22 protein-coding genes and 2 pseudogenes are annotated in these 22,594 nt (G+C 67.9%); 19 read left to right on the top strand and 5 right to left on the bottom strand.

The window, feature by feature from the left end; all coding sequences use genetic code 11:
- The 3 genes from G3N98_RS18320 to G3N98_RS18310 all read right to left on the bottom strand — a co-directional run.
- Positions 1-1,898: FUSC family protein (locus G3N98_RS18320; RefSeq protein ID WP_206148829.1), on the bottom strand; the 1,898-nt coding region annotated here is incomplete at its 3' end.
- A complete protein-coding gene (gene mdtN / locus G3N98_RS18315) occupies positions 1,879-2,928 on the bottom strand; it encodes a multidrug transporter subunit MdtN (RefSeq protein WP_175240932.1) in 1,050 nt (349 codons plus the stop codon). The genes mdtN and G3N98_RS18320, both read right to left, overlap by 20 nt.
- Positions 2,925-3,218: a hypothetical protein gene (locus G3N98_RS18310; RefSeq protein WP_206148828.1), complete on the bottom strand. Its 294-nt coding sequence runs from the start codon at positions 3,216-3,218 to the stop codon at positions 2,925-2,927. The genes mdtN and G3N98_RS18310 overlap by 4 nt, the downstream gene beginning before the upstream one ends.
- Positions 3,219-4,060: 842 nt before the next feature.
- Here G3N98_RS18310 and G3N98_RS18305 point away from each other — a divergent pair.
- A complete protein-coding gene (locus G3N98_RS18305) occupies positions 4,061-5,209 on the top strand; it encodes a metallophosphoesterase (protein ID WP_175240933.1) in 1,149 nt (382 codons plus the stop codon).
- Positions 5,210-5,292: 83 nt separating this feature from the next.
- On the opposite strand, the pseudogene G3N98_RS18300 reads toward G3N98_RS18305, so the two are convergent.
- Positions 5,293-5,472 (bottom strand): annotated as a pseudogene (locus tag G3N98_RS18300) (nitroreductase family protein); the annotation flags it as partial.
- Between the two features lie 86 nt (positions 5,473-5,558).
- Between G3N98_RS18300 and G3N98_RS18295 the strand changes: the two are divergent.
- The 5 genes and pseudogenes from G3N98_RS18295 to G3N98_RS18270 all read left to right on the top strand — a co-directional run bounded on the left by G3N98_RS18295 (position 5,559) and on the right by G3N98_RS18270 (position 9,044).
- Positions 5,559-6,164, top strand: coding sequence for an alpha-ketoglutarate-dependent dioxygenase AlkB (locus G3N98_RS18295; RefSeq protein ID WP_206148827.1), 606 nt, complete (start codon positions 5,559-5,561; stop codon positions 6,162-6,164).
- A gap of 333 nt (positions 6,165-6,497) precedes the next feature.
- Positions 6,498-6,704, top strand: a complete 207-nt coding sequence (locus tag G3N98_RS18290; protein WP_089429068.1) for a hypothetical protein — start codon at positions 6,498-6,500, stop codon at positions 6,702-6,704.
- Positions 6,705-7,010: 306 nt separating this feature from the next.
- A pseudogene (locus G3N98_RS18285) lies at positions 7,011-7,157 on the top strand (prepilin-type N-terminal cleavage/methylation domain-containing protein); the annotation flags it as partial.
- Positions 7,158-7,354: 197 nt separating this feature from the next.
- Positions 7,355-7,891, top strand: coding sequence for a type 6 secretion system effector deamidase TecA (gene tecA, locus G3N98_RS18275; protein WP_226202780.1), 537 nt, complete (start codon positions 7,355-7,357; stop codon positions 7,889-7,891).
- A gap of 259 nt (positions 7,892-8,150) precedes the next feature.
- Positions 8,151-9,044, top strand: a complete 894-nt coding sequence (locus G3N98_RS18270; protein ID WP_206148826.1) for an IclR family transcriptional regulator — start codon at positions 8,151-8,153, stop codon at positions 9,042-9,044.
- An 86-nt stretch (positions 9,045-9,130) separates the two neighbouring features.
- On the opposite strand, the gene G3N98_RS18265 is transcribed toward G3N98_RS18270, so the two are convergent.
- Positions 9,131-10,210: a porin gene (locus tag G3N98_RS18265; RefSeq protein WP_089427168.1), complete on the bottom strand. Its 1,080-nt coding sequence runs from the start codon at positions 10,208-10,210 to the stop codon at positions 9,131-9,133.
- A 443-nt stretch (positions 10,211-10,653) separates the two neighbouring features.
- Here G3N98_RS18265 and G3N98_RS18260 point away from each other — a divergent pair, with 443 nt between their 5' ends.
- From G3N98_RS18260 to G3N98_RS18200, 13 genes are all read left to right on the top strand, one after another.
- Positions 10,654-10,971, top strand: coding sequence for a non-heme iron oxygenase ferredoxin subunit (locus G3N98_RS18260; protein ID WP_011354710.1), 318 nt, complete (start codon positions 10,654-10,656; stop codon positions 10,969-10,971).
- Between the two features lies 1 nt (position 10,972).
- Positions 10,973-11,284 (top strand): recombinase-like helix-turn-helix domain-containing protein, encoded by a 312-nt coding sequence (locus tag G3N98_RS18255; RefSeq protein ID WP_069251900.1) that lies wholly within the window; start codon positions 10,973-10,975, stop codon positions 11,282-11,284.
- A gap of 52 nt (positions 11,285-11,336) precedes the next feature.
- Positions 11,337-12,413: an aromatic ring-hydroxylating dioxygenase subunit alpha gene (locus G3N98_RS18250; protein WP_206148825.1), complete on the top strand. Its 1,077-nt coding sequence runs from the start codon at positions 11,337-11,339 to the stop codon at positions 12,411-12,413.
- On the top strand, positions 12,406-13,176 hold the full coding sequence (locus tag G3N98_RS18245; protein ID WP_175240307.1) for an SDR family oxidoreductase: 771 nt from the start codon (positions 12,406-12,408) through the stop codon (positions 13,174-13,176). The genes G3N98_RS18250 and G3N98_RS18245 overlap by 8 nt, the downstream gene beginning before the upstream one ends.
- A 37-nt stretch (positions 13,177-13,213) precedes the next feature.
- On the top strand, positions 13,214-13,741 hold the full coding sequence (locus G3N98_RS18240; RefSeq protein WP_039344094.1) for a cupin domain-containing protein: 528 nt from the start codon (positions 13,214-13,216) through the stop codon (positions 13,739-13,741).
- An 18-nt stretch (positions 13,742-13,759) separates the two neighbouring features.
- Positions 13,760-14,656: an alpha/beta fold hydrolase gene (locus G3N98_RS18235; protein ID WP_206148824.1), complete on the top strand. Its 897-nt coding sequence runs from the start codon at positions 13,760-13,762 to the stop codon at positions 14,654-14,656.
- Positions 14,653-15,510, top strand: coding sequence for an IclR family transcriptional regulator (locus G3N98_RS18230; protein WP_206148823.1), 858 nt, complete (start codon positions 14,653-14,655; stop codon positions 15,508-15,510). The genes G3N98_RS18235 and G3N98_RS18230 overlap by 4 nt, the downstream gene beginning before the upstream one ends.
- Entirely contained in the window at positions 15,507-16,304 is a 798-nt protein-coding gene (locus G3N98_RS18225; protein ID WP_206148822.1) for an SDR family oxidoreductase, read from the top strand. Before G3N98_RS18230 ends, G3N98_RS18225 begins: the two co-directional genes overlap by 4 nt.
- The gene (locus G3N98_RS18220) at positions 16,297-17,964 is read left to right on the top strand and encodes a thiamine pyrophosphate-binding protein (protein ID WP_089462403.1); all 1,668 of its coding nucleotides are present in this window, start codon (positions 16,297-16,299) and stop codon (positions 17,962-17,964) included. Before G3N98_RS18225 ends, G3N98_RS18220 begins: the two co-directional genes overlap by 8 nt.
- Entirely contained in the window at positions 17,957-18,784 is an 828-nt protein-coding gene (locus G3N98_RS18215; protein WP_089458498.1) for an aspartate dehydrogenase, read from the top strand. Before G3N98_RS18220 ends, G3N98_RS18215 begins: the two co-directional genes overlap by 8 nt.
- 72 nt (positions 18,785-18,856) lie before the next feature.
- Positions 18,857-20,347, top strand: coding sequence for an aldehyde dehydrogenase (locus G3N98_RS18210; protein ID WP_206148821.1), 1,491 nt, complete (start codon positions 18,857-18,859; stop codon positions 20,345-20,347).
- An 18-nt stretch (positions 20,348-20,365) separates the two neighbouring features.
- Positions 20,366-21,328 (top strand): VOC family protein, encoded by a 963-nt coding sequence (locus tag G3N98_RS18205; protein ID WP_089458496.1) that lies wholly within the window; start codon positions 20,366-20,368, stop codon positions 21,326-21,328.
- Positions 21,325-22,569, top strand: a complete 1,245-nt coding sequence (locus tag G3N98_RS18200) for an FAD-dependent oxidoreductase (protein ID WP_089458495.1) — start codon at positions 21,325-21,327, stop codon at positions 22,567-22,569. The genes G3N98_RS18205 and G3N98_RS18200 overlap by 4 nt, the downstream gene beginning before the upstream one ends.
- Positions 22,570-22,594 lie beyond the last annotated feature (25 nt).

The raw sequence follows: 22,594 nt of genomic DNA, 5'->3' as shown, positions 1-22,594 counted from the left end.
AACAGCGGCCCTTCCAGCGCCCCGAGCTCCGCGAGCGCGCGCCGTCGGGTGGCCAGCCACGACGCGGCCGGCCGTACCCACGACGGTTCGTAGTGGACCAGCCCGAGCTCCTGCGTGATCGCGCCGTGGCGGGCGAACGCCTCGGCCGCGAGCGCGCGCCGCTCGGCCGGCTGCGCGACCTGCACGAGGCGCCGCCACTGTTCGATCAGCGCGGTGAGCCCGGCGTCGATCTGCTTGCCGATGCTGACAGGCCAGATGCGCGTGAACACGAGATACACGACGACGTTGCCGAGCAGGATGCCGATCGTGCGATCGCGCGCGATCGTCAGGTCGAAGCCGGGGCCGGCGCCCTGGATCACGCACAGGAAAAACGCGAACGCGATCTGGAAGCCGGCATACGCGATGCGCGGCGAGCCGAACGCGACCCACGCGGCGAGCCACCCGCCGGCGAACACCAGCGCCATCAGGTGGCCGACCGACGATAGCGACGGCACGACGACGACGAGTGCCGCCGTGCCGAGCAGCGCGCCGACGATGCAGCCGAAGATCCGCAGCGTGAGCTTCTCGACCGTTTCGGCCGTCGAGCCGAGCGACACGATGTAGCAGGTGACGACGCAGGTGTGGATGCCCGACCAGTCGAGCTGTGAGTACAGCAGGTAGCAGAAGATCGCCGCGGCGGTGGTCTTCAGCGCGTAGCGGATGTGGTCGGGATTGGTGCGCGCGTCGGGCAGGAAGAAGCCGCCGCGCGGGGCGGCTGCGGGGGCGTCGGGGGCAGTTTCCGAAGCCGTCGAAGCCGTCGAAGCCGTCGAAGCCGTCGAAGCCGTCGAAGCCGTCGAAGCCGTCGAAGCCGTCGAAGCCGTCGAAGCCGTCGAAGCCGTCGAAGCCGTCGAAGCCGTCGAAGCCGTCGAAGCGACATCGGTCGTTGCGGCCGGTTCCGCGAAATGCGTGATCGCCGCATGGAGATCCGTCGCAGCAACACGTGCGAGCGGCGGCAGCGTGTCGGTCGGCGGTAGCGCGAGCGTCACGTCGACCGGGTAGCCGCCCTGGTCGAGGATGTCGGCCATCTCGTCGAGCGTCGCGGCGATCGGGGCGGCGAATGCGTCGGGCAGCCGTGCATCCGGTTCGCGATCGGCCAGTGCGACGCCGACGAGCAGCGCGGTGCTCGATGCCACGGCCTGCCGCAACGCCGCGAAGTCGGCGGCGGACGACGAACCTTCGAGTTTCGACAGCTTGAGCCACGTGAGCAGCTGCTTGTCGCCTTCGTGCAGGCTGGCATTGAATGCATCGCGCGCGGCATCGTCACCGCGCAGCCGCTGCGCGGCAAGCCGCAAGCGCTTCGCGAGTTGCGCGTGCGCGAGCTTGCGCGGCGACGGCGCGATCAGCAGGTTGACAACGATCGCGACACCGACGGGAATCGCGATCGTCAGCCAGATGTACAGCAGCGCGCGCGTTGCAGCTTCGCCGAACGGCGCAAGGCCGAGCTGGTCGAGTCCGAAGCCGACGATCATCGCGAGGATCGCGCCGACCGGGCGCAGCTTGCTGGCTGACGTCAGATAGAGGAGGCCGACCGACAGCACGGCCATGCACGCGACCCGCAGGATCGAATAGTCGATGCTGAAGATCGCGATGCCGAGCACGAGCCCGATCACGATCGTGACGATCACCAGCAGCGCGGCCGCGAGCACGATGCTCGTCACGCGGTCGGCCCGGATCATGAAGAACACGACGTACGCGGACAGCGCGGCTTCCGGCGTGCCGTAGGCGGCCGTCACGAGCGCGGTCAGCGCGCAGATCAGCGCAACCCGCACGGCAATCGACGTGCGCCCCGGAAACGGCGCGAGCAGTCGCAGGACTTCGCGCGGGCCCGGCGAGCGAACCTCAGCGGCAGGCAGTGCCATGCCGGACCTCGACGATCGCGCTGGCGCCGACGCGCACGAGCTTGCCGTCGGGTTCGTCGAGCTTCACGCGCACGGGGAAGCGCTGCGCGACGTGCACCCAGTTCACCGAGTTCTGCACGATCGGCAGCGTGCGCGGCAGGTTGATGCGGGCGCTGTCGGCAATGCCTGCGCCGACGCCGACGACCTTGCCCGTCAGCGGGCGGCTGCGGTCGATCATCGAATAGACGGTTGCGCAGTCGCCGACCTCGATGCGGCTCAGCGACGTCTCGCGGAAGTTGCCGACGGCGAACCATTCGCTCGCGTCGATCAGCGTGAAGATCGACTGGTTCGGCGCAAGGGTTTCGCCGGCGAGCACGCTCAAGCCCGTGACGAGCCCATCGTGCGGCGCACGCACGACGGTGTCTTCGAGCGCATGCTGCGCGCGGGCCAGCGCGGCCTCGCGCGCATGCAGCGTCGCGATCGCGTCGGCCTCGTCGCCGATCGTCTGCGCGGACGCGCGCTGCTGTTCCTGTGCCTGCGCGAGCGACACGGCCGCGTCGCGCTGGCGGACCTTCGCCTGGTCGAACTGCTGCGCGCTGACGTAGCCCTGCGCGGCGAGCGGCGCGAGCCGGTTCACGTCGCGCGTGGCAAGGTCGTTGTTCTGGGTCGCGCGCTTGACCTGCTCGGCGGCCACGGCCGCGTTCGAGCGCTCGCCGATCAGCGAACGGCGGCGCGTGTCGAGCGATGCGCGCGCGAGTTCGAGGTCGGCCTGCGCCTGCGCAACCGTCAGCCGGTACGGCACCGGGTCGATGACGTACAGCAGGTCGCCTTTCGCGACGCGCTGGTTTTCATGTACCGCGAGCTGCACGATGCGGCCGCCGACCGGCGACGCGACGTGCACGACGTCCGCGTCGATCGACGCGTCGTCGGTGGACGGGTAGGCCGTCGTGCGGTAGTACGCGTACACGAGTGCCGCGATGCCGAGCGCGACGATCGCCAGGGCGATCACGCGGCCTTTGACGGAGGGGCGGGCGATACCGGCGGCCTTCATGCGAACGGCCCCGTGCCGGCGAGCCACACGATCACCGCGACCACGAGCCCGATCGCGGTGCAGACGGCCAGCTGGTAGGGCACCGTCGCGGCCCAGCCGGTCGCGACGAATACGCGGTGCGCGACGATCGCGCCGATGACGCCGACGATCGCGCTGACGAGCCAAAGCGGGAAATACGCGCCGAACAGGACGTACGACGGTGCGCCGCGCGATGCGCAGCCCGCGAGCGGCAGCGCTGGCGCCAGGACGGCGGCGACGCGCAAGGGCGCGCGCGGCGTTGTTTTTCTCATGGTGTGACGAGCTCGACGTTGGGGGTGGATGCCGGGCGCGGCGCAATGTGAATCGTCGCCGCGACGACGATTCCGGGATATGGGGCCGATAATAAATCAGCGCGATGCGGACCGCCAGCCACCCGCCCCGTGCACCGTGGGGGGTATTACCGGTCGGGGGGGGCGTGTCCGCCCGTTCGGCACCGCGTTTCTGCAATGATGGTCGGACCGTCGCGATTCTGCCAGCGCACGCTCGCGTAGGGTTGCTAACGGACTGTAAAGGATCGTCAGACGAACGAAGGGCGGCCGATTTGTCCTGTCGACCGCGCGGAATCGGGGCGGAAACGGCCGATTGCCGTTCGAACGCACGGGAATGGAGTCGATCCGGCGAGTCGGGGGGCAATGTTGACGAGTGGGTCGACCGGATTGCGTGTGAAGCGCGGCAGCGTGTCGTGATCGGCGACGCAGATCCGCGACGGGCGTTCGGCCTGAGCGGTCTGCTAGTTTGCCCGCCCGCGAGAGCGGCGACACGCAGTGCCTTCGGGCAAGACGCTGACGTTCGCATCGATCATCCGGCCGTCGTTCTCGAAGTGGCTGACCGGGATGGGCAAGCGCAGCGTGCGCTGCATGTCGGTAACGACGGGCTTCGGGAAAGCGTCAACGTCGCTCGCGTCGGGCGGGCCGATGAAGTCGCGGTCGAGCGGTGCGCCGGGCGGCGTCGAAGCCCGGCCGGCGACCGGTCGTCACAGCCGCGATCTGTGTACCATCGTACGTATGGCGCGACGCGCGGCACGGAGCCTCACGGCCTCGTGCAACATGCAACGCGGAAGCGGTATCGGTATCGCAACGAAGGTGAGTGTTCCATGCGAAGTTTCTTTGTCCGGTTCATTGCAATCGGCATGCTGTTCCATCTGTACGTCGGGATTCGGATCATTCCCGATGCGTTCACGTCGCCGGTCGCGCGCACGATCGCGGCGCTCGTGCTGGCGAGCTTCGTCGTGCTGATCCCGGTCGGCATGTTCTCGCGCCGCTTCGACGAAGGTTGGGCCGCGACGCTGGCCGGCTGGGCCGGCTCGCTCGTGATGGGCTTCTTCTCGTCGCTGCTCCTGCTGACGTTCCTTCGCGAATTCGTGCTGCTCGGCGTGTCCGGATGGCGCCATCTCGGGCACGACGGCGCGTGGCCCGGCGCGGCGACCGACACGGCGATCGGCGTGCTGGCCGGCGCTGTGTTCGTGACCGTGATCGGGTTCGTCGGTGCGCGCCGCACGGCGGCGGTCAAGCGCGTGTCGATCCCGGTCGCGGGGCTGCCGGCCGGGCTCGACGGGCTGACGATCGTGCAGCTGTCCGATATTCACGTCGGGCCGACGATCAAGCGGCCCTACGTCGAACGGATCGTGCGCGCGGTCAACGCGCTCGATGCCGACCTCGTCGTCGTAACGGGCGACGTGGTCGACGGCTCGGTCAAGCGCCTGCGCGACCACACGGCGCCGCTCGGCCGCATGCAGTCGCGGCACGGCAGCTTCCTGGTGACGGGCAACCACGAGTATTACGCGGGCGCGCATGCGTGGATCGACGAGTTCCGGCGCATCGGGATCACGGTGCTGCTCAACGAGCACGTGCTGATTGAACATGACGGTGCGCACGCGGTGCTCGCGGGCGTCACCGATTTCACGGCGGGCGGGTTCGATCCCGCCCATCGCAGCGACCCCGTGCAGGCGCTGGCGGGTGCGCCGCACGACGTCGGCACGAAGATCCTGCTCGCGCACCAGCCGCGCAGCGCGGAAGCGGCGAACCGCGCCGGCTTTACCGTGCAGTTGTCGGGGCATACGCACGGCGGCCAGTTTTTGCCATGGCCACCGTTCGTGCGGCTGCAGCAGCCGGTGATCGGCGGGCTCAGCCGCATCGGCGATCTGTGGCTCTATACGAGCCGCGGCACCGGATACTGGGGGCCGCCGAACCGTTTCGGCGTGCCGTCCGAGATCACGCTGATCCGGCTGACGCGCGGCGGGTAGGGCACGCTCCCTCGTTTGGACAAGGCCGGCGCGAGCCCGACATCGACGGGCGCCGGCGCCGGCCATCGGCCGTCACTCGATGCGGCGATGTCGTCGAAATCGAAGCGCGGGCTGTGCGGGAACAAGCCGGCCGGATCGCCATAGCCGAGATTCACGAGGAAGTTGCGTTTGATCGCGGTGCCCGCGAAGAACGCGGCATCGACTTTCGCGCCGTCGAAGCCGGACATCGGGCCCGCGTCGCCGCCGAGTGTGCGCGCGGCCACGTTGCATCCGCGAATGACTGCGCATGGCAGTGTGCGACGCCGTTGGCTAGTATGCAGGCATGCACCGTTCGCCCGTTTCTCCCGACATGTCGACACCCGATCTCTTCGCTGACACGCCCGCACCCGACGTGGACTGGTACCCGGACTGGCTGGCGCCGTCCGATGCCGATCGCGCGCTGGCCGCGTTGATCAACGAGGTCGCGTGGCAGCAGGACACGATCCGCACGCCGCGCGGGCGCATTCCGTTGCCGCGGCTGACCGCATGGCAGGGCGAGCCGGACGCCGTCTACGTCTATTCGGGGATCCGCAACGTGCCGGCGCCGTGGACGCCGGCCGTGCTCGACCTGAAGCGCGCGGTCGAGGCGACGTGCGGCGCGCGCTTCAACAGCGTGCTGCTCAACCGCTACCGCAACGGGCAGGACAGCCTCGGCTGGCATGCGGACAACGAGCCCGAGCTGGGCGATGCGCCGGTGATCGCATCGGTGAGCCTTGGGGCGATGCGCGTGTTCGACCTTCGGCATCGCAGGACCGGTGTCACGCATGCGTATCGTCTCGGGCACGGCAGCCTGCTCGTGATGCGAGGCCGCACACAGGCCGAATGGCAGCATCGCGTGCCGAAGGCGCCGGGCGTGCAGGGTGAGCGCGTGAACCTGACGTTTCGGCGCGTGATGCCGACGGTTACGGGCCGGTAACCACGCCCATCACCGAAGTGACTGGATCGCCGGACGATTCGTTTTTGCGAGTCACGGGCGATCGATACAGGCAAGCGGTCGCGTGTGCGGCACGTTGCCGCACGAGCGCTGAGTCAGGCGCGCTGAAACGGCGCTGAGGCCCGTGCCATATGGGGTTTCAGGAAATTTGATCGACCGCCCGGTTCCGATAGATGAGTGAAACCTCTGATGGTGCGTCGCAACAATCCTTGACTAGACTGTCGAATGGCAAAAGCGCGTCGCATCCCGGCGCGATCCTTTCGACATGCCCCAAGCGTTGCCGATGCGGTGCGCAAGGGGGCAGGAGCAAAACGCGTGACCGTATTCGACCCTTCCTTCGAACCCTCGCTGCACGTCTTCGAGCAAGACGGCGGATGGCAATGGGCGCTGACGGTGAAGCGGGCGACTGGCGTTGGCGTGAAAGTCGTTGCGTTCAGCCGGGACGGCTTTCGCGGCGAAGCCGAGGCCTACGCCGCCGGCCAGCTTGCCCGCGCCGCGTATGACGCCGCCGTGACGGCCTGACGCCGTCGCGTCGATCCCGCCGCCCGAGGATCGTCTTCATCGCTTGCCGCCCGCCGCCGGGTGGCGTTTCCCGATCGTTTTCAGTTTTCCGTCGCCTGTCGCGCTTTGCGCGACAGCGCGTGCGGCGCGCTTGCGCGCCCGTCCGCCCGAGCTCGCCGCGCCAAATGGTCCGTACCATTCGACACGTGTGTGCCATACGCCGCGCTTAACGTCCCTGCACGGCGTCCGTCGCGCCGGCGATGCGGCTTCGCGCCGCGATTGGAATGCCGGACGCCGGGCGCCGACCCATCGACAAGAATGCAGGCCATGTGCGACGACAGAACCGACTACAACCGCCATGCGCGCGGCGGCTCGCGCACGGCGCGGGCGCCGGAACGGGGATTCACGCTGATCGAGGTGCTGATCGCGCTGGCGATCGTCGCCGTGGCGCTGGGCGCCGTGATGCGCGCGATCGCGCCGGACGTGCGCGCGCTGTCGGATCTCGGGTGCGATCGTCGGCGAGCGCCACCGCCCGACATGCTGCAGCCGTTGCGCGTGCGCCTGCGGCTCGCGCCGAATCCCGATGCGGCCGCCGCCGTGCCTGCGTCGGCGGCGCGCATGCCGTGACGTCCGAGCGCGTGCGCGGACGTGGCTCGATATCGTAATAACATATGACGTTATTGCGTTGGCGGGACGATGACGTCCTGCTTCTTCACCAGGAGCCACCCATGCAACTCTCCCAGCTAGGCGGACATGTCGCCCAGTCCGGTTTCGCCGAACGGCAGAAGCACGCCCAGGCGCTGATGTTCGGCATGGCCGACATCAACGAGTATGTTTCCGGCGGCGTCTGCTACGACGCCGCGGCTTATGTCCGGTACCTGCTGCGCAGCGATGCGATGATCGCGCCCGGCGCGCTGCTCGACACGATCGGCCAGCACTGGCGAACCCGTTTCAACTTCGAGACCGGCGGTGAATGGGACGGGCGCGCGAGCATTCCGGCGGGAACCGCGGTCGGCTTCTCGCGCGGCGGCACGGTCTTTCATGCGGCGATCGCCGTCGGCGGCAGCCGGATCCGGGCGATTAACGGTGGCCGCCTGGGCAGCGGATGGATGTATGCAGTCGACCTGGCGCGCGTGCTCGAGCCGGATGCGGCCGGCGGCTTCACATACGATCGAGCAAACATCCGGGTTCACCTGTCGCGCCTGTAGGCCGCCCGGCCTTGCCTGCCGCGCCTGCTGCCGCGCACGCGGCCGCCTTCCCGCGCTGCCGGCCGCGCCGGCATGGCGTGGCGCTGTCCATCGCTGCTATCCTCTCGACCGTGATTGACTCTCCACGGCGTCGCGATCCGCATGCTGCGGTGCGGCGACGCACGCGGTGTGAACCCCGTGCGCGCTGAGGTAGCATGACTGAATATCCACGACGATCCGTGACCTGTTACGTGAATGATTTCCTGCCGTCCATGTCCACATGGTCAAGACAACGATGAGCGACGCACCTGAAACCGCGGCGCCCGGCGACGACGAATCGTCCGGCGGCGCGTCGTCCTATCTGGTGCCGGGGCTCGAACGCGGGCTGCGGATCCTCGCCGAATTCTCCGCGCGCGAGCCGGTGCTCGGCGCGCCCGAACTGTCGAAGCGCATCGGCATTCCGCGCACGACCACGTTCCGCCTGCTGCAGACGCTCGAAGCGCTCGGTTTCCTCGAGCGCGTGAACGGCGACCGTTATTTCCGGCTCGGCGTCGGCGTGCTGCGGCTCGGCTTCGAATACCTGAATTCGCTCGAACTGACCGATCTCGGCGCGCCCGTGCTCGAACGGCTGCGCGACGCGACCGGCCTGTCGACGCATCTGCTGATCCGCGACCAGCGTGACGTCGTGTTCGTCGCGAAGGCGCAGAGCAATACGTCGATGTTCGGTTCGGTGAAGGTGCACGTCGGCACGCGCCTGCCCGCGCATGCGACCGTGCACGGCCACGTGCTGATGGGCGACCTGACGCGCGACGCACTGCGCCAGCTCTATCCGGAGAAGCGGCTCGAGCAGTTCACCGAGCGCACGCCGGGCACCGTCGACGAACTTTACGAGCGCGTGCGCCATTACGCGCGGCTCGGCTACGCGGTGAGCGAGGCGGCGTTCGAGAGCGGCATTTCGGCCGTGACCGCGCCCGTACGCGACCATTCGGGCTCGATCGTCGCGGCGATCACCGCGACCGTGCCGCGCTCGGAAATCGGCGAGGCCCGCGAGAAGGAACGCCTCGTCGAAGCCGTGTGCGGCGCGGCGGTCGACCTGTCACAGCGGCTGAACTATCGTCCGCTCGAAAGCGATCCGACCTTCGCGCACGCGCGCCACAAGGTCGCGATGTTCTGAGTGTTGCGATGAAATGCCATATGCGAATGACAAAAGCGGCCCGCGGGCCGCTTTTGTCGTTTCAGGCGACGCACGCCCGACGTCGTTCAGAACGAGTGGTGGATCCCGGTGAGCACGATCACCTGGTTCGCCGTGCTCGACACACCTGCCGTGAAGAAAGCGGCCTTTGCACCGCCCGAACCGTGCTCGTACAACACGTTCGCGTAAAGCTGCGTGCGCTTCGACAGCGCATAGATGTCGCCGAGCTCGACCTGCGTCCAGCGGCGGCCGGCCAGCGTCGTGGTCGCCGCGCCGCCCGCGATCGTGTTGAACGCGCTGCTGCGGTAGTTCACACCGGCGTCGTAGCTCTGGAACGTGTCCGAAAAGCCGTTCGACTGCATCTTCGTGCGCGTGTACAGGCCATGCACGAGGAAGTCGCCGAACTGGTAGGACGCGCCCGCCCCGATGTTCTCGACCTTGCTCGCGGTGTAGCCGTTCGCAGTGTTCTGCCCCTGGAACGACGTGATGCCGGTCGTGCTGATCAGGATCGCGCGGTCGTGCTCGTTCGAGTACACGGCCGACGCCTTGAACGGCCCGTTCGCATAGTTCAGCGCGACGCCGACCGACTTGCCGGTCGAGAAGTTCGTCGTGTTGCCGAGCGCCATCGTCGCCGCGGCCGAGAAGCCCGCGAAGGTCGGTGAGCGGTACTTGACCGAGTTGTTGTACGGCACGTTGCCGGTCGCGGCGAGCCCGTCGATGTTGCCGGGGTGGAACGCGTACCAGCTCATCGCGAGGTAGGCCGTGCTGAGCGGATCGAGATAATCGAACGACAGCGGCGTCTGGCGGCCGAGCGTCAGCGTGCCGTAGCGCTCCGAGCCGAGGCCGACGAAGGCCGCGCGGTTCCAGATCGTGTTCGCGGTCGCGAACTGGCCGTTGTTCGTATAGAAGCCGTTTTCGAGCTGGAAGATCGCCGACAGGCCGTCGCCGAGGTCTTCCTTGCCCTTCAGGCCCCACCGATCGGGCTGCGTATTGCCCTGGATCATCGCCCACTTCGCATGGCCGCCGACGTTGTTCACGTACGCGACGCCCGCATCCATGCTGCCGTACAGCGTCACGCTGCTCTGCGCCCACGCGCCCGACACGGCGCCTACTCCGATCACTGCTGCTGCTACCGCATGCTTGACCATTTGATCTCCTGAATCTCCAACCTGATGAATACGTGCCGTGGCGGCATGCGCGGGAACGGCCGGCCGTCGCGCGTTTTCGCCATCGGGTGGGCATTCGTATGTTCCATATAAGGAACGGTGTGCCTCTGATGGAATGGAGTATAGGGGGTCTCGCACCGTATCAAAAATAATTTTTTCGGGACGGATGGGTTTTCGGCCGCCGCCCGGCGTCGGTGCGCAAAACCCGCGTAAACCCGGTAAAGCCCCGTCATATAACAAAAAATTTCATTTGGTGAGGTGGGCGCATGTGATTGCCGACCCGGCGGTCAGTGTTTTCCCTAGGGCGTGCAGCTTTTTGTTTTACTCGTGGAAAGTCGCTCCTATAATCACCATCCATAAACTACTGTTCCGGGTATGGAACAAATCGGAACAAACCGAGAGTCGATCAGAAGGAAGGGTGTGAGATGTCTGAACAATGGGTTTGCGCCGGGCACGCCGGCGCGCTGTCGGAAGACACGCCGATCGAGTTCAAGCGGACCGACGGCGTCGAAATCGGGATCTACCGCGTCGGCGACGACGTGTATGCGCTCGAGAACGTGTGCCCGCATGCATACGCGCTGCTGACGCAGGGGTTCGTCGACGAAGGCACGGTCGAGTGCCCGCTGCACGAGGCCGTGTTCGACATCAAGACGGGCGAATGCCTGAAGGGTCCGGGCGGACGCGCACTGAAGCAGTACGCGGTGCGGCTCGCCGGCGAGGAAATCCAGATCAAGGTGGAGTGACATGAAAGAAGCGACCGTGAATTTCAATCCCTTCCTGAAGCCGTGGGTGGCGCCGCAGCCGAACAACGTCGCGGGCAAGGGGCAGATCGAGATCCCCGGCCAGGTCGAGAACCAGGTCTGGCAGAACCGCAAGGCCGCCCCGACCCAGTATGAAAACGACCTCGGCGATGCGCTCGAACGCGTGTTCGAAGCCGGCGCGACCGAGCTGGACGAGGTCGTCGCGGGCCTGAACCGCATCGGCTTCCGCGCGCCGGACGGCACGGTCTGGACACCTGAGCGCTTCCGCGCCGAAATGGCCTCGCTCGCGGAATGACCGCGTAAGCGCCGACCGCCGACCTGACGACAACCGCATCCGGAGCACACTGATGACGTCCCCCGAACAACACGCAGCACAACACGACCCGGTCCGTGCCTATCTCGACCGCGGCATCAAGAACTACTGGTATCCCGTCGCGCCGAGCTGGCAGGTGTCGAATGCACCGGTCGGCCTCACGCGCCTGTCCGAGCAGATCGTGCTGTGGCGCGATCACGACGGCAAGGTCCACGCGCTCGAGGATCGCTGCCCGCACCGCGGCGCACGCCTGTCGCTCGGCTGGAACCTCGGCGGCAACATCGCGTGCTGGTATCACGGCATCGAAGTCGACGGCGGCGGCACGGTCAACCGCGTGCCGGCCGTATCGAACTGTCCGCTCGAAGGCACGAAGTGCGTGAAGTCGTATCCGGTCGAGGAGAAGGCCGGCGCGATCTTCCTGTGGTTCGGCGACGAAGCGCACGGCGAGCCGGCGCCGCTGAACCTGCCCGAGGAACTGGTCGACGACGCGTACGGCCACTTCCTGTGCGTGTCGAACTGGAAGTGCAATTACCAGTACGCGATCGACAACGTAATGGACCCGATGCACGGCGCGTACCTGCATGCCACCTCGCACTCGATGGCCGAAGGCGACAAGCAGGCCGACATGCGCGTGCGCAAGACGGAAACGGGCCTGATGTTCGAGAAGATCGGCCAGCGCGACGTGAACTTCGACTGGGTCGAGCTCGGTGAGACGGGCTGCCTGTGGATGCGCCTCGCGATCCCGTACAAGCAGAAGTTCGGCCCGGGCGGCAACTTCGGGATCATCGGCTTCGCGACGCCGGTCGACGGCGACAACTGCCAGGTCTATTTCTGGCGCACGCGCAAGGTCAGCGGCTGGCAGCGCGACGTGTGGCGCTTCATGTACCGCAACCGCCTCGAGGGCCTGCACTGGGACGTGCTCGAGCAGGACCGCTACGTCCTCGAAAGCCTCGCGCCGAATGCGCGCGATCACGAATACCTGTACCAGCACGACGTCGGCATGACGCGCGTGCGCCGGATGCTGCGCACCCGTGCGCAGGAGCATCTTGCGGCGCTCGACGCACATCGCACGGCGCAGGCGCAGGCCGCCTCGGAGCCGGCAAATGGCTGAGCGCGCTCCGGTCGTGTCGCTCGCTGGGCGCCGCGTGCTCGTGACGGGCGGCGCGCGCGGGCTCGGCGCGGCGTTCGTGAAGGCGCTCGTCGAAGCGGGCGCGCAGGTCGCGTTCGGCGACGTGCTGGCCGACGAAGGCCGCGCGCTGGCCGCGCAACTCGCCGAAGCCGGCCATGTCGTGCATTGCTTCGCGCTCGATCTCGCCGATCCGGCGAGCGTCACCGCGTTCGTCGCGCAGGGCGCGGCGGCGCTCGGCGGCGTCGATGCGCTGATCAACAACGCGGCGATCACGAACTCGGGCGGCAAGCTGTCGACCGAACTCGACGTGTCGACGTGGGACGCCGTGATGAACGTGAACGTGCGCGGCGTGTGGCTCGTCAGCAATGCGGCGCTGCCGTATCTCGCGCAGTCGGGCCGCGGCGCGATCGTGAACCTCGCGTCGGACACCGCGCTGTGGGGCGCGCCGAAGCTGCTCGCGTACGTCGCGAGCAAGGGCGCGGTGATCGCGATGACGCATGCGCAGGCACGCGAGTTCGGCGCGCACGGCGTGACGGTCAATGCGATCGCGCCGGGGCTGACCGAGGTCGAGGCGACCGCCTACGTGCCGGCCGAGCGCCATGCGTTCTACCTGCAGGGCCGCGCGCTGACGCGTGCGCAGGTGCCCGACGACGTGACGGGCCCCGTGCTGTTCCTGCTGTCGGACGGCGCGCGCTTCGTGACGGGTCAACTGCTGCCGGTGAACGGCGGCTTCGTGATGAATTGATTGAATTGAAGTTTTCACTCTGATGAAGGAGAGGACGATGGCGGACGCCGATCTCGAACGCAAGTCGTGGGACCAGCCGGAAGGCGCAAGCTTCAACGACTGGATGGAAGGGCGCGTGGCGCGCTACGCAACCCGTCGCTACGACTGGGACGCACTGAAGTTCCAGGCCGACTACGACCCGAAGTACCGCCGTGCGCAGATGCGCTACGTCGGCACGGGCGGCACGGGCGTCGCGAAGGACGTCAACACGGTGCCGGCCGGCGGCTTCACGTTCTCGACGATGGTCATCCCGGCCGGCAACATCGGCCCGAGCCACATCCACATGGACGTCGAGGAAATCTTCTTCGTGCTGCGCGGCAAGATGAAGGTGATCTGCGAGCGTGACGGCGAGACGTGGGAAGCGATCCTCGGCGAGCGCGACCTGATCTCGGTGCCGCCGGGCGTGTATCGCACGGAAATCAACATCGGCGAGGAAGACGCGCTGATGTGCGTGATGCTCGGTTCGCCGAAGCCGGTCACGCCGACCTATCCGCCCGATTCGCCGCTCGCGAAGATCAAGCGCTGAGACGGAGCAGGTGAAGCAATGAGTGTCATCGACAAACGTGAACGCGACCGCACCGCGGCGTTCGCCGCGCTGCTCGGGCAGTTTCCCGAACAGCGTTGCGCGGCCGGCGCGGCGGGCACGATCGGTTATCGCGAGGCCGGCGCGCAGCATGCAGGCCGTGCGCTGCCCGTCGTGCTGCTGCACGGCATCGGCTCGGGCGCCGCATCGTGGGTCCGCCAGCTCGACACGCTCGGCGCATCGCGGCGCGTGCTCGCGTGGGATGCGCCCGGTTACGGCGTGTCGACGCCGGTGCACGGCGCGTCGCCGACCGCCGCCGATTACGCGGCATCGCTGAACGCGTGGCTCGAGGCACTCGGCATCGAACGCTGCGTGCTGGTCGGTCATTCGCTCGGCGCGATCATCGCGGGCGGTCTCGTCCGCGTGATGCCCGCGCGGATCGCCGGCCTGCTGCTGGTGTCGCCCGCGGGCGGCTACGGCAGCGCACCGGCTGAAACGCGCGAATCGCGCCGCGACGCGCGGCTCGCGATGCTCGCCGAACTCGGCCCGGCCGGGCTCGCCGAGCAGCGCAGCGGCAACATGCTGTCCGGTTTCGCGAACGAGGATGCGCGTGCGTGGGTGCGGTGGAACATGGCGCGCATCGTGCCGGCCGGCTACGCGCAGGCCACGCATCTGCTTGCGAACGCCGATCTCGCCACCGATCTCGCCGGCTTTCGCGGCCGCACGGCCGTGGCCGTCGGCGCGAACGACGCGATCACGCCGCCTGCTGCATGCGAGCGGATTGCCGCGGCCGCGCACGTCGGGCTGCAGGTGATTCCGCAAGCAGGCCATGCGGGCTACGTGGAAGCACCGGCCGTCTATTCCGCGCTGATCGACACGTTCTGCCGTCAGTGCGACCCACAGCGGGGACTGGCATGACCGAACCGCTGCAACAACCCGATACCGAAAACGGCAAGGCCGAAGCCAGCTACGTGGTCCCCGGCCTCGAACGCGGGCTGCGGATTCTCGCCGAATTCTCGCCGCGCGAGCCCGTGCTCGGCGCGCCCGAATTGTCGAAGCGGCTCGGCATTCCGCGCACGACGGTGTTCCGTCTGCTGCAGACGCTCGAATCGCTCGGCTTCCTCGAGCGCGCGGACAAGGATCGCAACTACAAGCTCGGCATCGCCGTGCTGCGGCTCGGCTTCGAATACCTGAGCTCGCTGGAGCTGACCGATCTCGGCCTGCCCGTGATCGAGAGCCTGCGCGATGCAACCGGCTTCACGACGCACATCGTGATCCGCGACGGCCGCGACGTCGTGTTCGTCGCGAAGGCGCAGAGCCAGGCGCCGGTGTTCAGCTCGATCCGCGTGAACGTCGGCACGCGCTTGCCCGCGCATGCGACGACCCACGGTCACGTGCTGATGGGCGACCTGTCGCTGAAGGAACTGCATGCGCTGTATCCGGAAGGCGCGCTGAACCGGATGACGAACGCAACGCCGGAAACGGTCGACGCGCTGTACGAAGTGATCCGCGAGGATGCGCTGCGCGGCTACGGCGTCAGCAATTCGTCGTTCGAGCGCGGCATCTCGGTGGTCACCGCGCCGGTGCGTAACGAGACCCAGCGGATCGTTGCGTGCATCACGGTGACGGTGCCGAGGCCGGAAATCGACGCGGCGCTGATCGCGGACGGCCTGATCGACAAGGTACAGCGCGCGGCGGCGGAACTGTCGCGGCGGCTCAATTACCGCTCGGATGACGAGCACACGTTTTTGAAGGCTTTAGGACTCCGATGATTCAGATCGATCTGACCAGGCAGGTAGCGGTGGTGACGGGCGGTTCGTCCGGCATCGGCCTCGCGACGGCCGAACGGTTCCTGCAGGCGGGCGCATCGGTCGCAATCTGCGGCCGCGACAACGAACGCCTCGCACGCGCCGAAGCGATGCTCGTTGAAAAGTATCCGGGCGCGCAACTGCTCGCCGCACGCTGCAACGTGCTCGACGAGCAGGATGTGGCCACGTTCGCGCAAGCCGTATCGACGCGTTTCGGCCGCGCCGACATGCTGGTCAACAACGCCGGCCAGGGCCGCGTGTCGACCTTCGCCGACACGACCGACGACGCGTGGCGCGAAGAACTCGAACTGAAGTACTTCAGCATCATTCGCCCGACGCGCGCGTTCCTGCCGCTGCTGCGCGATGCGGCCGCGCCGACGATCACCTGCGTGAACTCGTTGCTCGCACTGCAGCCGGAGCCGCACATGGTCGCGACGTCGTCGGCGCGCGCGGGCGTGCTGAGCCTCGTGAAGTCGCTCGCGACCGAACTCGCGCCGCAGCGCATCCGCGTGAACTCGATCCTGATCGGCATCGTCGAGTCGGGCCAGTGGCGCCGCCGTTACGAAACGCAGGCGCAGTCCGGTGAAAGCTGGGAGGACTGGACGGGCGCGATCGCCCGCACGAAGAACATTCCGCTGAACCGCTTCGGCAAGCCTGACGAGGCCGCCTGGGCACTCTTTTATCTCGCAACGCATCTGTCGTCGTACACGACGGGCAGCCATATCGACGTTTCTGGAGGCTTTGCACGCCATGTCTAAAAAAACCACGGTTGGCGAGCTGATTGCCGCCTTTCTCGAGCAGTGCGGCGTGAAGACCGCATTCGGTGTCATCTCGATCCACAACATGCCGATCCTCGACGCGATCAATTCGCGCGGCAACATCCGGTATGTCGGTGCACGCGGCGAAGCCGGCGCGTTGAACATGGCCGACGGCCTGGCCCGCGTGTCGGGCGGCCTCGGCGTCGCGTTCACGAGCACGGGCACGGCGGCGGGCAACGCGGCCGGCGCGATGGTCGAGGCGCTGACGGCCGGCACCGCGCTGCTGCACGTCACCGGGCAGATCGAGACGCCGTACCTCGACCAGGATCTCGCGTACATCCACGAAGCGCCGGACCAGCTGTCGATGCTGCATTCGATCTCGAAGGCCGCGTTCCGCGTGCGTACCGTCGAAACCGTGCTGCCGACGATCCGCGAAGCCGTGCGCATCGCGCAGACCGCGCCGACGGGCCCCGTGTCGGTCGAAATTCCGATCGACATCCAGGCCGCTGAAATCGAATGGCCGGAAGACCTCGCGCCGGCACACGTCGCGGTGCGCGAGCACGACACCGCCCGCGTCGCGAAGCTCGCCGATGCCCTCGCGGCCAAGCGCCGTCCGCTGCTGTGGCTCGGCGGCGGCGCGCGCCATGCACGCGAGGAAGTCGAGCGCCTCGTGAAGCTCGGCTTCGGCGTCGTGACGAGCGTGCAGGGCCGCGGCGTGCTGCCCGAAGATCACCCGGCGACGCTCGGCGCGTTCAACGTGCACGCGTCCGTCGAAGCGTTCTACAAGACCTGCGATGCGCTCGTCGTCGTCGGCTCGCGCCTGCGCGGCAACGAAACGCTGAAGTACAAGCTCGCGCTGCCGCAGCCGCTGTTCCGCATCGACGCCGACGCGCTTGCCGACAACCGCGGCTATCGCAACGAATTGTTCGTGCACGGCGATTCGAAGCGTGTGCTGGCTGAGCTGGCCGACCGTCTCGAGGGCCGCCTGTCGGTCGATCCGCAGTTCGCGTCCGATCTCGCGGCCGCCCGCGAGCAGGCGGTGGCCGACGTGTCAAAGGGCCTCGGGCCGTACAAGCAGCTCGTCGATACGCTGCAGGGCGCGGTCGGCCGCGACTACAACTGGGTGCGCGACGTGACGATCTCGAACAGCACGTGGGGCAACCGCCTGCTGAAGATCTTCGAGCCGCGCTCCGGCGTGCATGCGCTCGGCGGCGGCATCGGCCAGGGCATCCAGATGGGCATCGGCGCGGCGCTGGCGGGTGCGGCGGCGAAGACGGTGTGCCTCGTCGGCGACGGCGGGCTGATGGTCAACGTCGGCGAGCTCGTCACGGCCGTGCAGGAAAACGCGAACGTGATGATCGTGCTGATGAACGACCAGTGCTACGGCGTGATCCGCAACATCCAGGACGCGCACTACGGTGGCCGCCGCTGCTTCGTGCAGCTGCACCAGCCCGACTTCGCGCAGTTCTGCGCGAGCTTCGGCCTCACGCACTACCGGATCACGTCGCTCGACCAGGCGGAAGCGATCGTGCGCGAAGGGATGGCGAAGGCAGGCCCGGTGATGGTCGAGGTCGACATGCTGTCGGTCGGCGCGTTCGCATCGAACTTCGCGGGCCCGCCGGTGAAGAAGGAAGAGCCGTCGGAGCGCCAATATGCTTAACGGGCAAAAGCGGGCCCATGCACCCGTCGACGTCGCGATGATCGGCTTCGGTGCGATCGGCGCGGCCGTGTACCATGCGGTCGAGCACGATGCGTCGCTGCGCGTCGCGCACGTGATCGTGCCGGAACACCAGCGCGCGGCGGTGCAGGGCGTGCTGGGCGGTGCGGTGGAGGTCGTGTCGTCGGTCGACGCACTGGCCCGCCGCCCCGAGTTCGCGCTCGAATGCGCGGGCCACAGCGCGCTCGTCGATCACGTCGTGCCGCTGCTGAAAGCCGGCACCGATTGCGCGGTCGCGTCGATCGGCGCGCTGTCCGATCTCGCGCTGCTCGACGTGCTCGCGCAGGCGGCCGACGAAGGCGACGCGACGGTCACGCTGCTGTCCGGCGCGATCGGCGGGATCGATGCGCTGGCGTCCGCGAAGCAGGGCGGCCTCGACGAAGTGTTGTACGTCGGCCGCAAGCCGCCGCTCGGCTGGCTCGGCACGCCCGCCGAGGAACTTTGCGACCTGCGTGCGATGACTGGGGAAAAGGTGATCTTCGAAGGCAGCGCGCGCGACGCCGCGCGCCTGTATCCGAAGAATGCGAACGTCGCGGCCACCGTCGCGCTCGCGGGCCTCGGCCTCGACGCGACGCACGTGCGCCTGATCGCCGATCCGGCGGTCGAGCGCAACGTGCACCGCATCACCGCGCGCGGCGCATTCGGCGAGATGTCGCTGGAAATGAGCGGCAAACCGCTGCCCGACAACCCGAAGACGTCCGCGCTGACGGCGTACAGCGCGATCCGCGCGCTGCGCAACCGCGCGGCCCGCTGCGTGATCTGACCGGGCCATTGAATGCCTGCCCGCGCCACGGCGAGGGCGGGCGTGCAGAGACAGATTTGTGGGACTTGTGACATGACTCCTTTCGATACGAGCCTCGTACCCGACGGCAACATCCTGATCGGCGGCGAATGGCGGCGCGGCCGTGGCGCGCCTTACGCGAGCATCTATCCGGCCGACCAGTCGCTGAACATGGAAGTGTCGACCGCGAATGCGGACGACGCGGCCGAAGCCGTCGTGGCTGCCGACGCCGCATGGCGCCGCGCCGACTGGGCCGGGCTGAAGCCGCATCTGCGCGCGCAGGTGCTGTACCGCATCGCCGACCTGATCATGCAGCGCCACGAGGCGCTCGCGAACCTGCAGCGCCGCGACAACGGCAAGCCGATCGGCGAGACGCGCGTGCTGGTGGCGAGCGCTGCGAACACGTTCCGCTATTTCGCGGCGTGCCTCGAAACGCTCGACGAGGAGCTGACGCCGTCGCGCGGCGACTACCTGACGATGAGCGTGTACGAGCCGATCGGCGTGATCGCGGCGATCACGCCGTGGAATTCGCCGATCGCGTCCGATGCGCAGAAGCTCGCGCCGGCGCTGGCGGGCGGCAACGCGGTGGTGCTGAAGCCGGCCGAAGTCACGCCGCTCGTGTCGCTCGCGCTGGCGCGCATCTGCGAGGAAGCGGGCGTGCCGAAGGGCGTGCTGAGCGTGCTGCCGGGCAAGGGCTCGGTGATCGGCGACGTGCTCGTGCGTCATCCGCTGGTGAAGAAGGTGTCGTTCACCGGCGGCACCGAAGTGGGCCGAGGCATCGCGCGCATCGCGGCCGAGAAGCTGATGCCCGTGTCGCTCGAACTCGGCGGCAAGTCGCCGACGATCGTCTGCGACGACGCCGATCTCGACCACGCGGTCAACGGCGTGCTGTACGGCATCTTCAGCTCGTCGGGCGAAGCGTGCATCGCGGGCTCGCGGTTGTTCGTGCAACGTTCGGTGTACGACGAATTCATGAAGCGCCTGGTCGCGGGCGCACGCAAGCTGCGCGTGGGCGACCCGACGCGCCCCGATACGCAGATGGGGCCGTTGATCACCGCGAAGCATCGCGAATCGGTGGAGCGCTACGTGGCGCTCGGCCTCGAGGAAGGCGGCCGCCTGCTGTGCGGCGGCGAGCGGCCGTCGGGCGACGGGCGCGAGAACGGCTTCTTCTATCAGCCGACGATTCTCGAAGGGCTGCCGAACAGCGCACGCATCTGCCAGGAAGAGATCTTCGGGCCCGTGCTCGTCGCGATGCCGTTCGACGACGAAGCGTCGCTGATCGCGCAGGCGAACGACAGCGTGTTCGGCCTGGCGGCCGGCATCTGGACGCGCGACTACAAGCGTGCGTGGTGCCTCGCGCGCGCGCTGGAGACGGGCACCGTCTGGATCAACACGTACAAGCTGTTTTCGATCTCCACGCCGTTCTCGGGCTGGAAGGAGAGCGGGATGGGGCGCGAGAAGGGGCGTCTCGGCATCCGCGAGTACATGCAGCAGAAGAGCCTCTACTGGGGCTTGAACGACGCGCCGCTGCCGTGGGCGAACTGAGCGAAGGGGAATGACGCAATGAGCATTTTGGGAATCGAGCAGATCACGTACGGCGTCGACGACCTCGCGACCTGCCGGCGCTTTTTCGCCGACTGGGGGATGAAGGAAGTCTCGCACGACGACACGCGCGCACGCTTCGAGACGCTGAACGGCTGCACCGTGCTGGCCGTCAAGGCCGACGATCCGTCGCTGCCGCCCGCGTTCGAGGCGGGGCCGACGCTGCGGGAAGTCACGTGGGGCGTCGCGACGCGGCAGGAACTCGACGCGCTGCGCACGAAGCTTGCCGGCCAGCCCGGCTACTACGCGCAGGACGATGCGGTCGGCTGCATCGACCCGAACGGGATGGCGATCCGCATCGAAGTCACGCGCAAGCGCGCACTCGACATCACGGGCTCGCCGTCGAACGTGTGGGGCCAGACGCTGCGCGTCGACCAGCCGAGCCCGATCTATGCGCGCGCGGAGCCGGTCGAGGTCGGGCACGTGGTGTTCTTCACGAACTGCCTCGACGCGCAGGAAAAGTTCTATCACGAGCTGCTGGGCTTCGAGACGTCCGACCGTTACCCGGGGCGCGGCGCGTTCATGCGTTGCGCACCGCACGGCGGCCACCACGACCTGTTCCTGCTCGCGCTGCCGAACGGCAAACGCGGCCTGAACCACGTCGCGTTCACCGTGCGCGACATCCACGAGGTGTTCGGCGGCGGCATGCACATCGACCGCTGCGGCTGGGAAACGCAACTCGGCCCGGGCCGTCATCCGGTGTCGTCCGCGTACTTCTGGTACTTCCAGAACCCGGCCGGCGCGCTGATCGAGTACTACGCGGATGAAGACGTGCTGACGCCCGAATGGCAGCCGCGCGAGTTCGAACCGGGCCCGACCGTGTTCGCCGAATGGGCCGTCGACGGCGGTCTCGACGGCAATACGCGCCGGCAGAAGAACGCGAAGGCGCCGGAAGGCAAGTTCATGACGGAGCGAAAATCATGAGCGAAGGGAATGCACAGGTGCATGCCGCGCCCGGCACGGTCGTCGTGATCGGCGGCGGCCAGGCCGCCGGCTGGGTGTTGAAGACACTGCGCGCGGAAGGCTTTGCGGGCCGCCTCGTGATGATCGCTGACGAACCGCATCTGCCGTACGAGCGCCCGCCGCTGTCGAAGGCCGTGCTGGCCGGGGACGCCGACATCGAAACCGTGCGCGTCGTGCGTCCGGACGAATTCGATGCGCTGAACGTCGAGGCGTGGCAGCCGGAGCGCGCCGCATCGATCGACCGTGCGCGCCGCGTCGTGACGACCGAAAGCGGCCGCGAGATCGAATACGACCGTCTCGTGATCGCGACCGGCGGCACGTCGCGCCGCCTGCCGGACGCACTCGTGAGGACCCCGAACCTGCATTACCTGCGCACGCTCGACGAAGCGGCGGCGCTCGGCGAGAAGCTGCGCGCAAGCCGGCGCGTGCTCGTGATCGGCGGCGGCTGGATCGGCCTCGAAGTCGCGGCGACCGCGCGCAAGCTTGGCGTCGAAGCCGTGGTCGTCGAAGGCGCGCCGCGGCTGTGCGGCCGCTCGGTGCCGCAGATCGTGTCGGATTTCCTGCTCGACCTGCACCGCGCGAACGGTGTCGACGTCCGCCTCGGCGCGGCGCTCGCGTCGCTCGACGCGCAGCCGGACGACGCGTCGAAGGTGCGTGCAACGCTCGCCGACGGCACGACGATCGACGCCGATTTCGCGGTGGCCGGCATCGGCCTCGCGCTGAACGCGTCGCTCGCGAGCGACGCGGGGCTGGCGATCGACGACGGCATCGTCGTCGACGAATTCGGCGCGACGAGCGACCCGGCGATCTTCGCGTGCGGCGACGTCGCGAACCATCACAATGGCTGGCTGAAGCGGCGCGTGCGGCTCGAGTCGTGGGCCAACGCGCAGAACCAGGCGATCGCGGCGGCGAAGGCCGTGCTCGGCGTGCGTGCCCCGTACGCGGAGATTCCGTGGTTCTGGTCCGATCAGTACGACGTGAACCTGCAGATCCTCGGTGATCTGCCGGCCGATGCGCAGCTCGTCGTGCGCGGCGAGCTTGCCGCGCGACGCGCGACGCTGTTTTTCGTAGGCGAAGGACATGTGAGAGGTGTCATCGCCGTCAACAACGCACGTGAGCTGAAGCTCGCGCGCAAGTGGATGAACCAGGGCCGGGCAGTGGATACGGAAGCGCTGGCAGACACGAGCAAGACACTGGCCTGACCGGGCGACGAGACACAGGAGACCC

The organism is Burkholderia sp. Tr-20390 (genome assembly GCF_017104595.1).
In the GTDB taxonomy this organism is placed as follows: Bacteria; Pseudomonadota; Gammaproteobacteria; order Burkholderiales; family Burkholderiaceae; genus Burkholderia.
The sequence above is the reverse complement of the archived record's forward strand: the minus strand, read 5'-3'. Positions and strand labels throughout refer to the sequence as shown.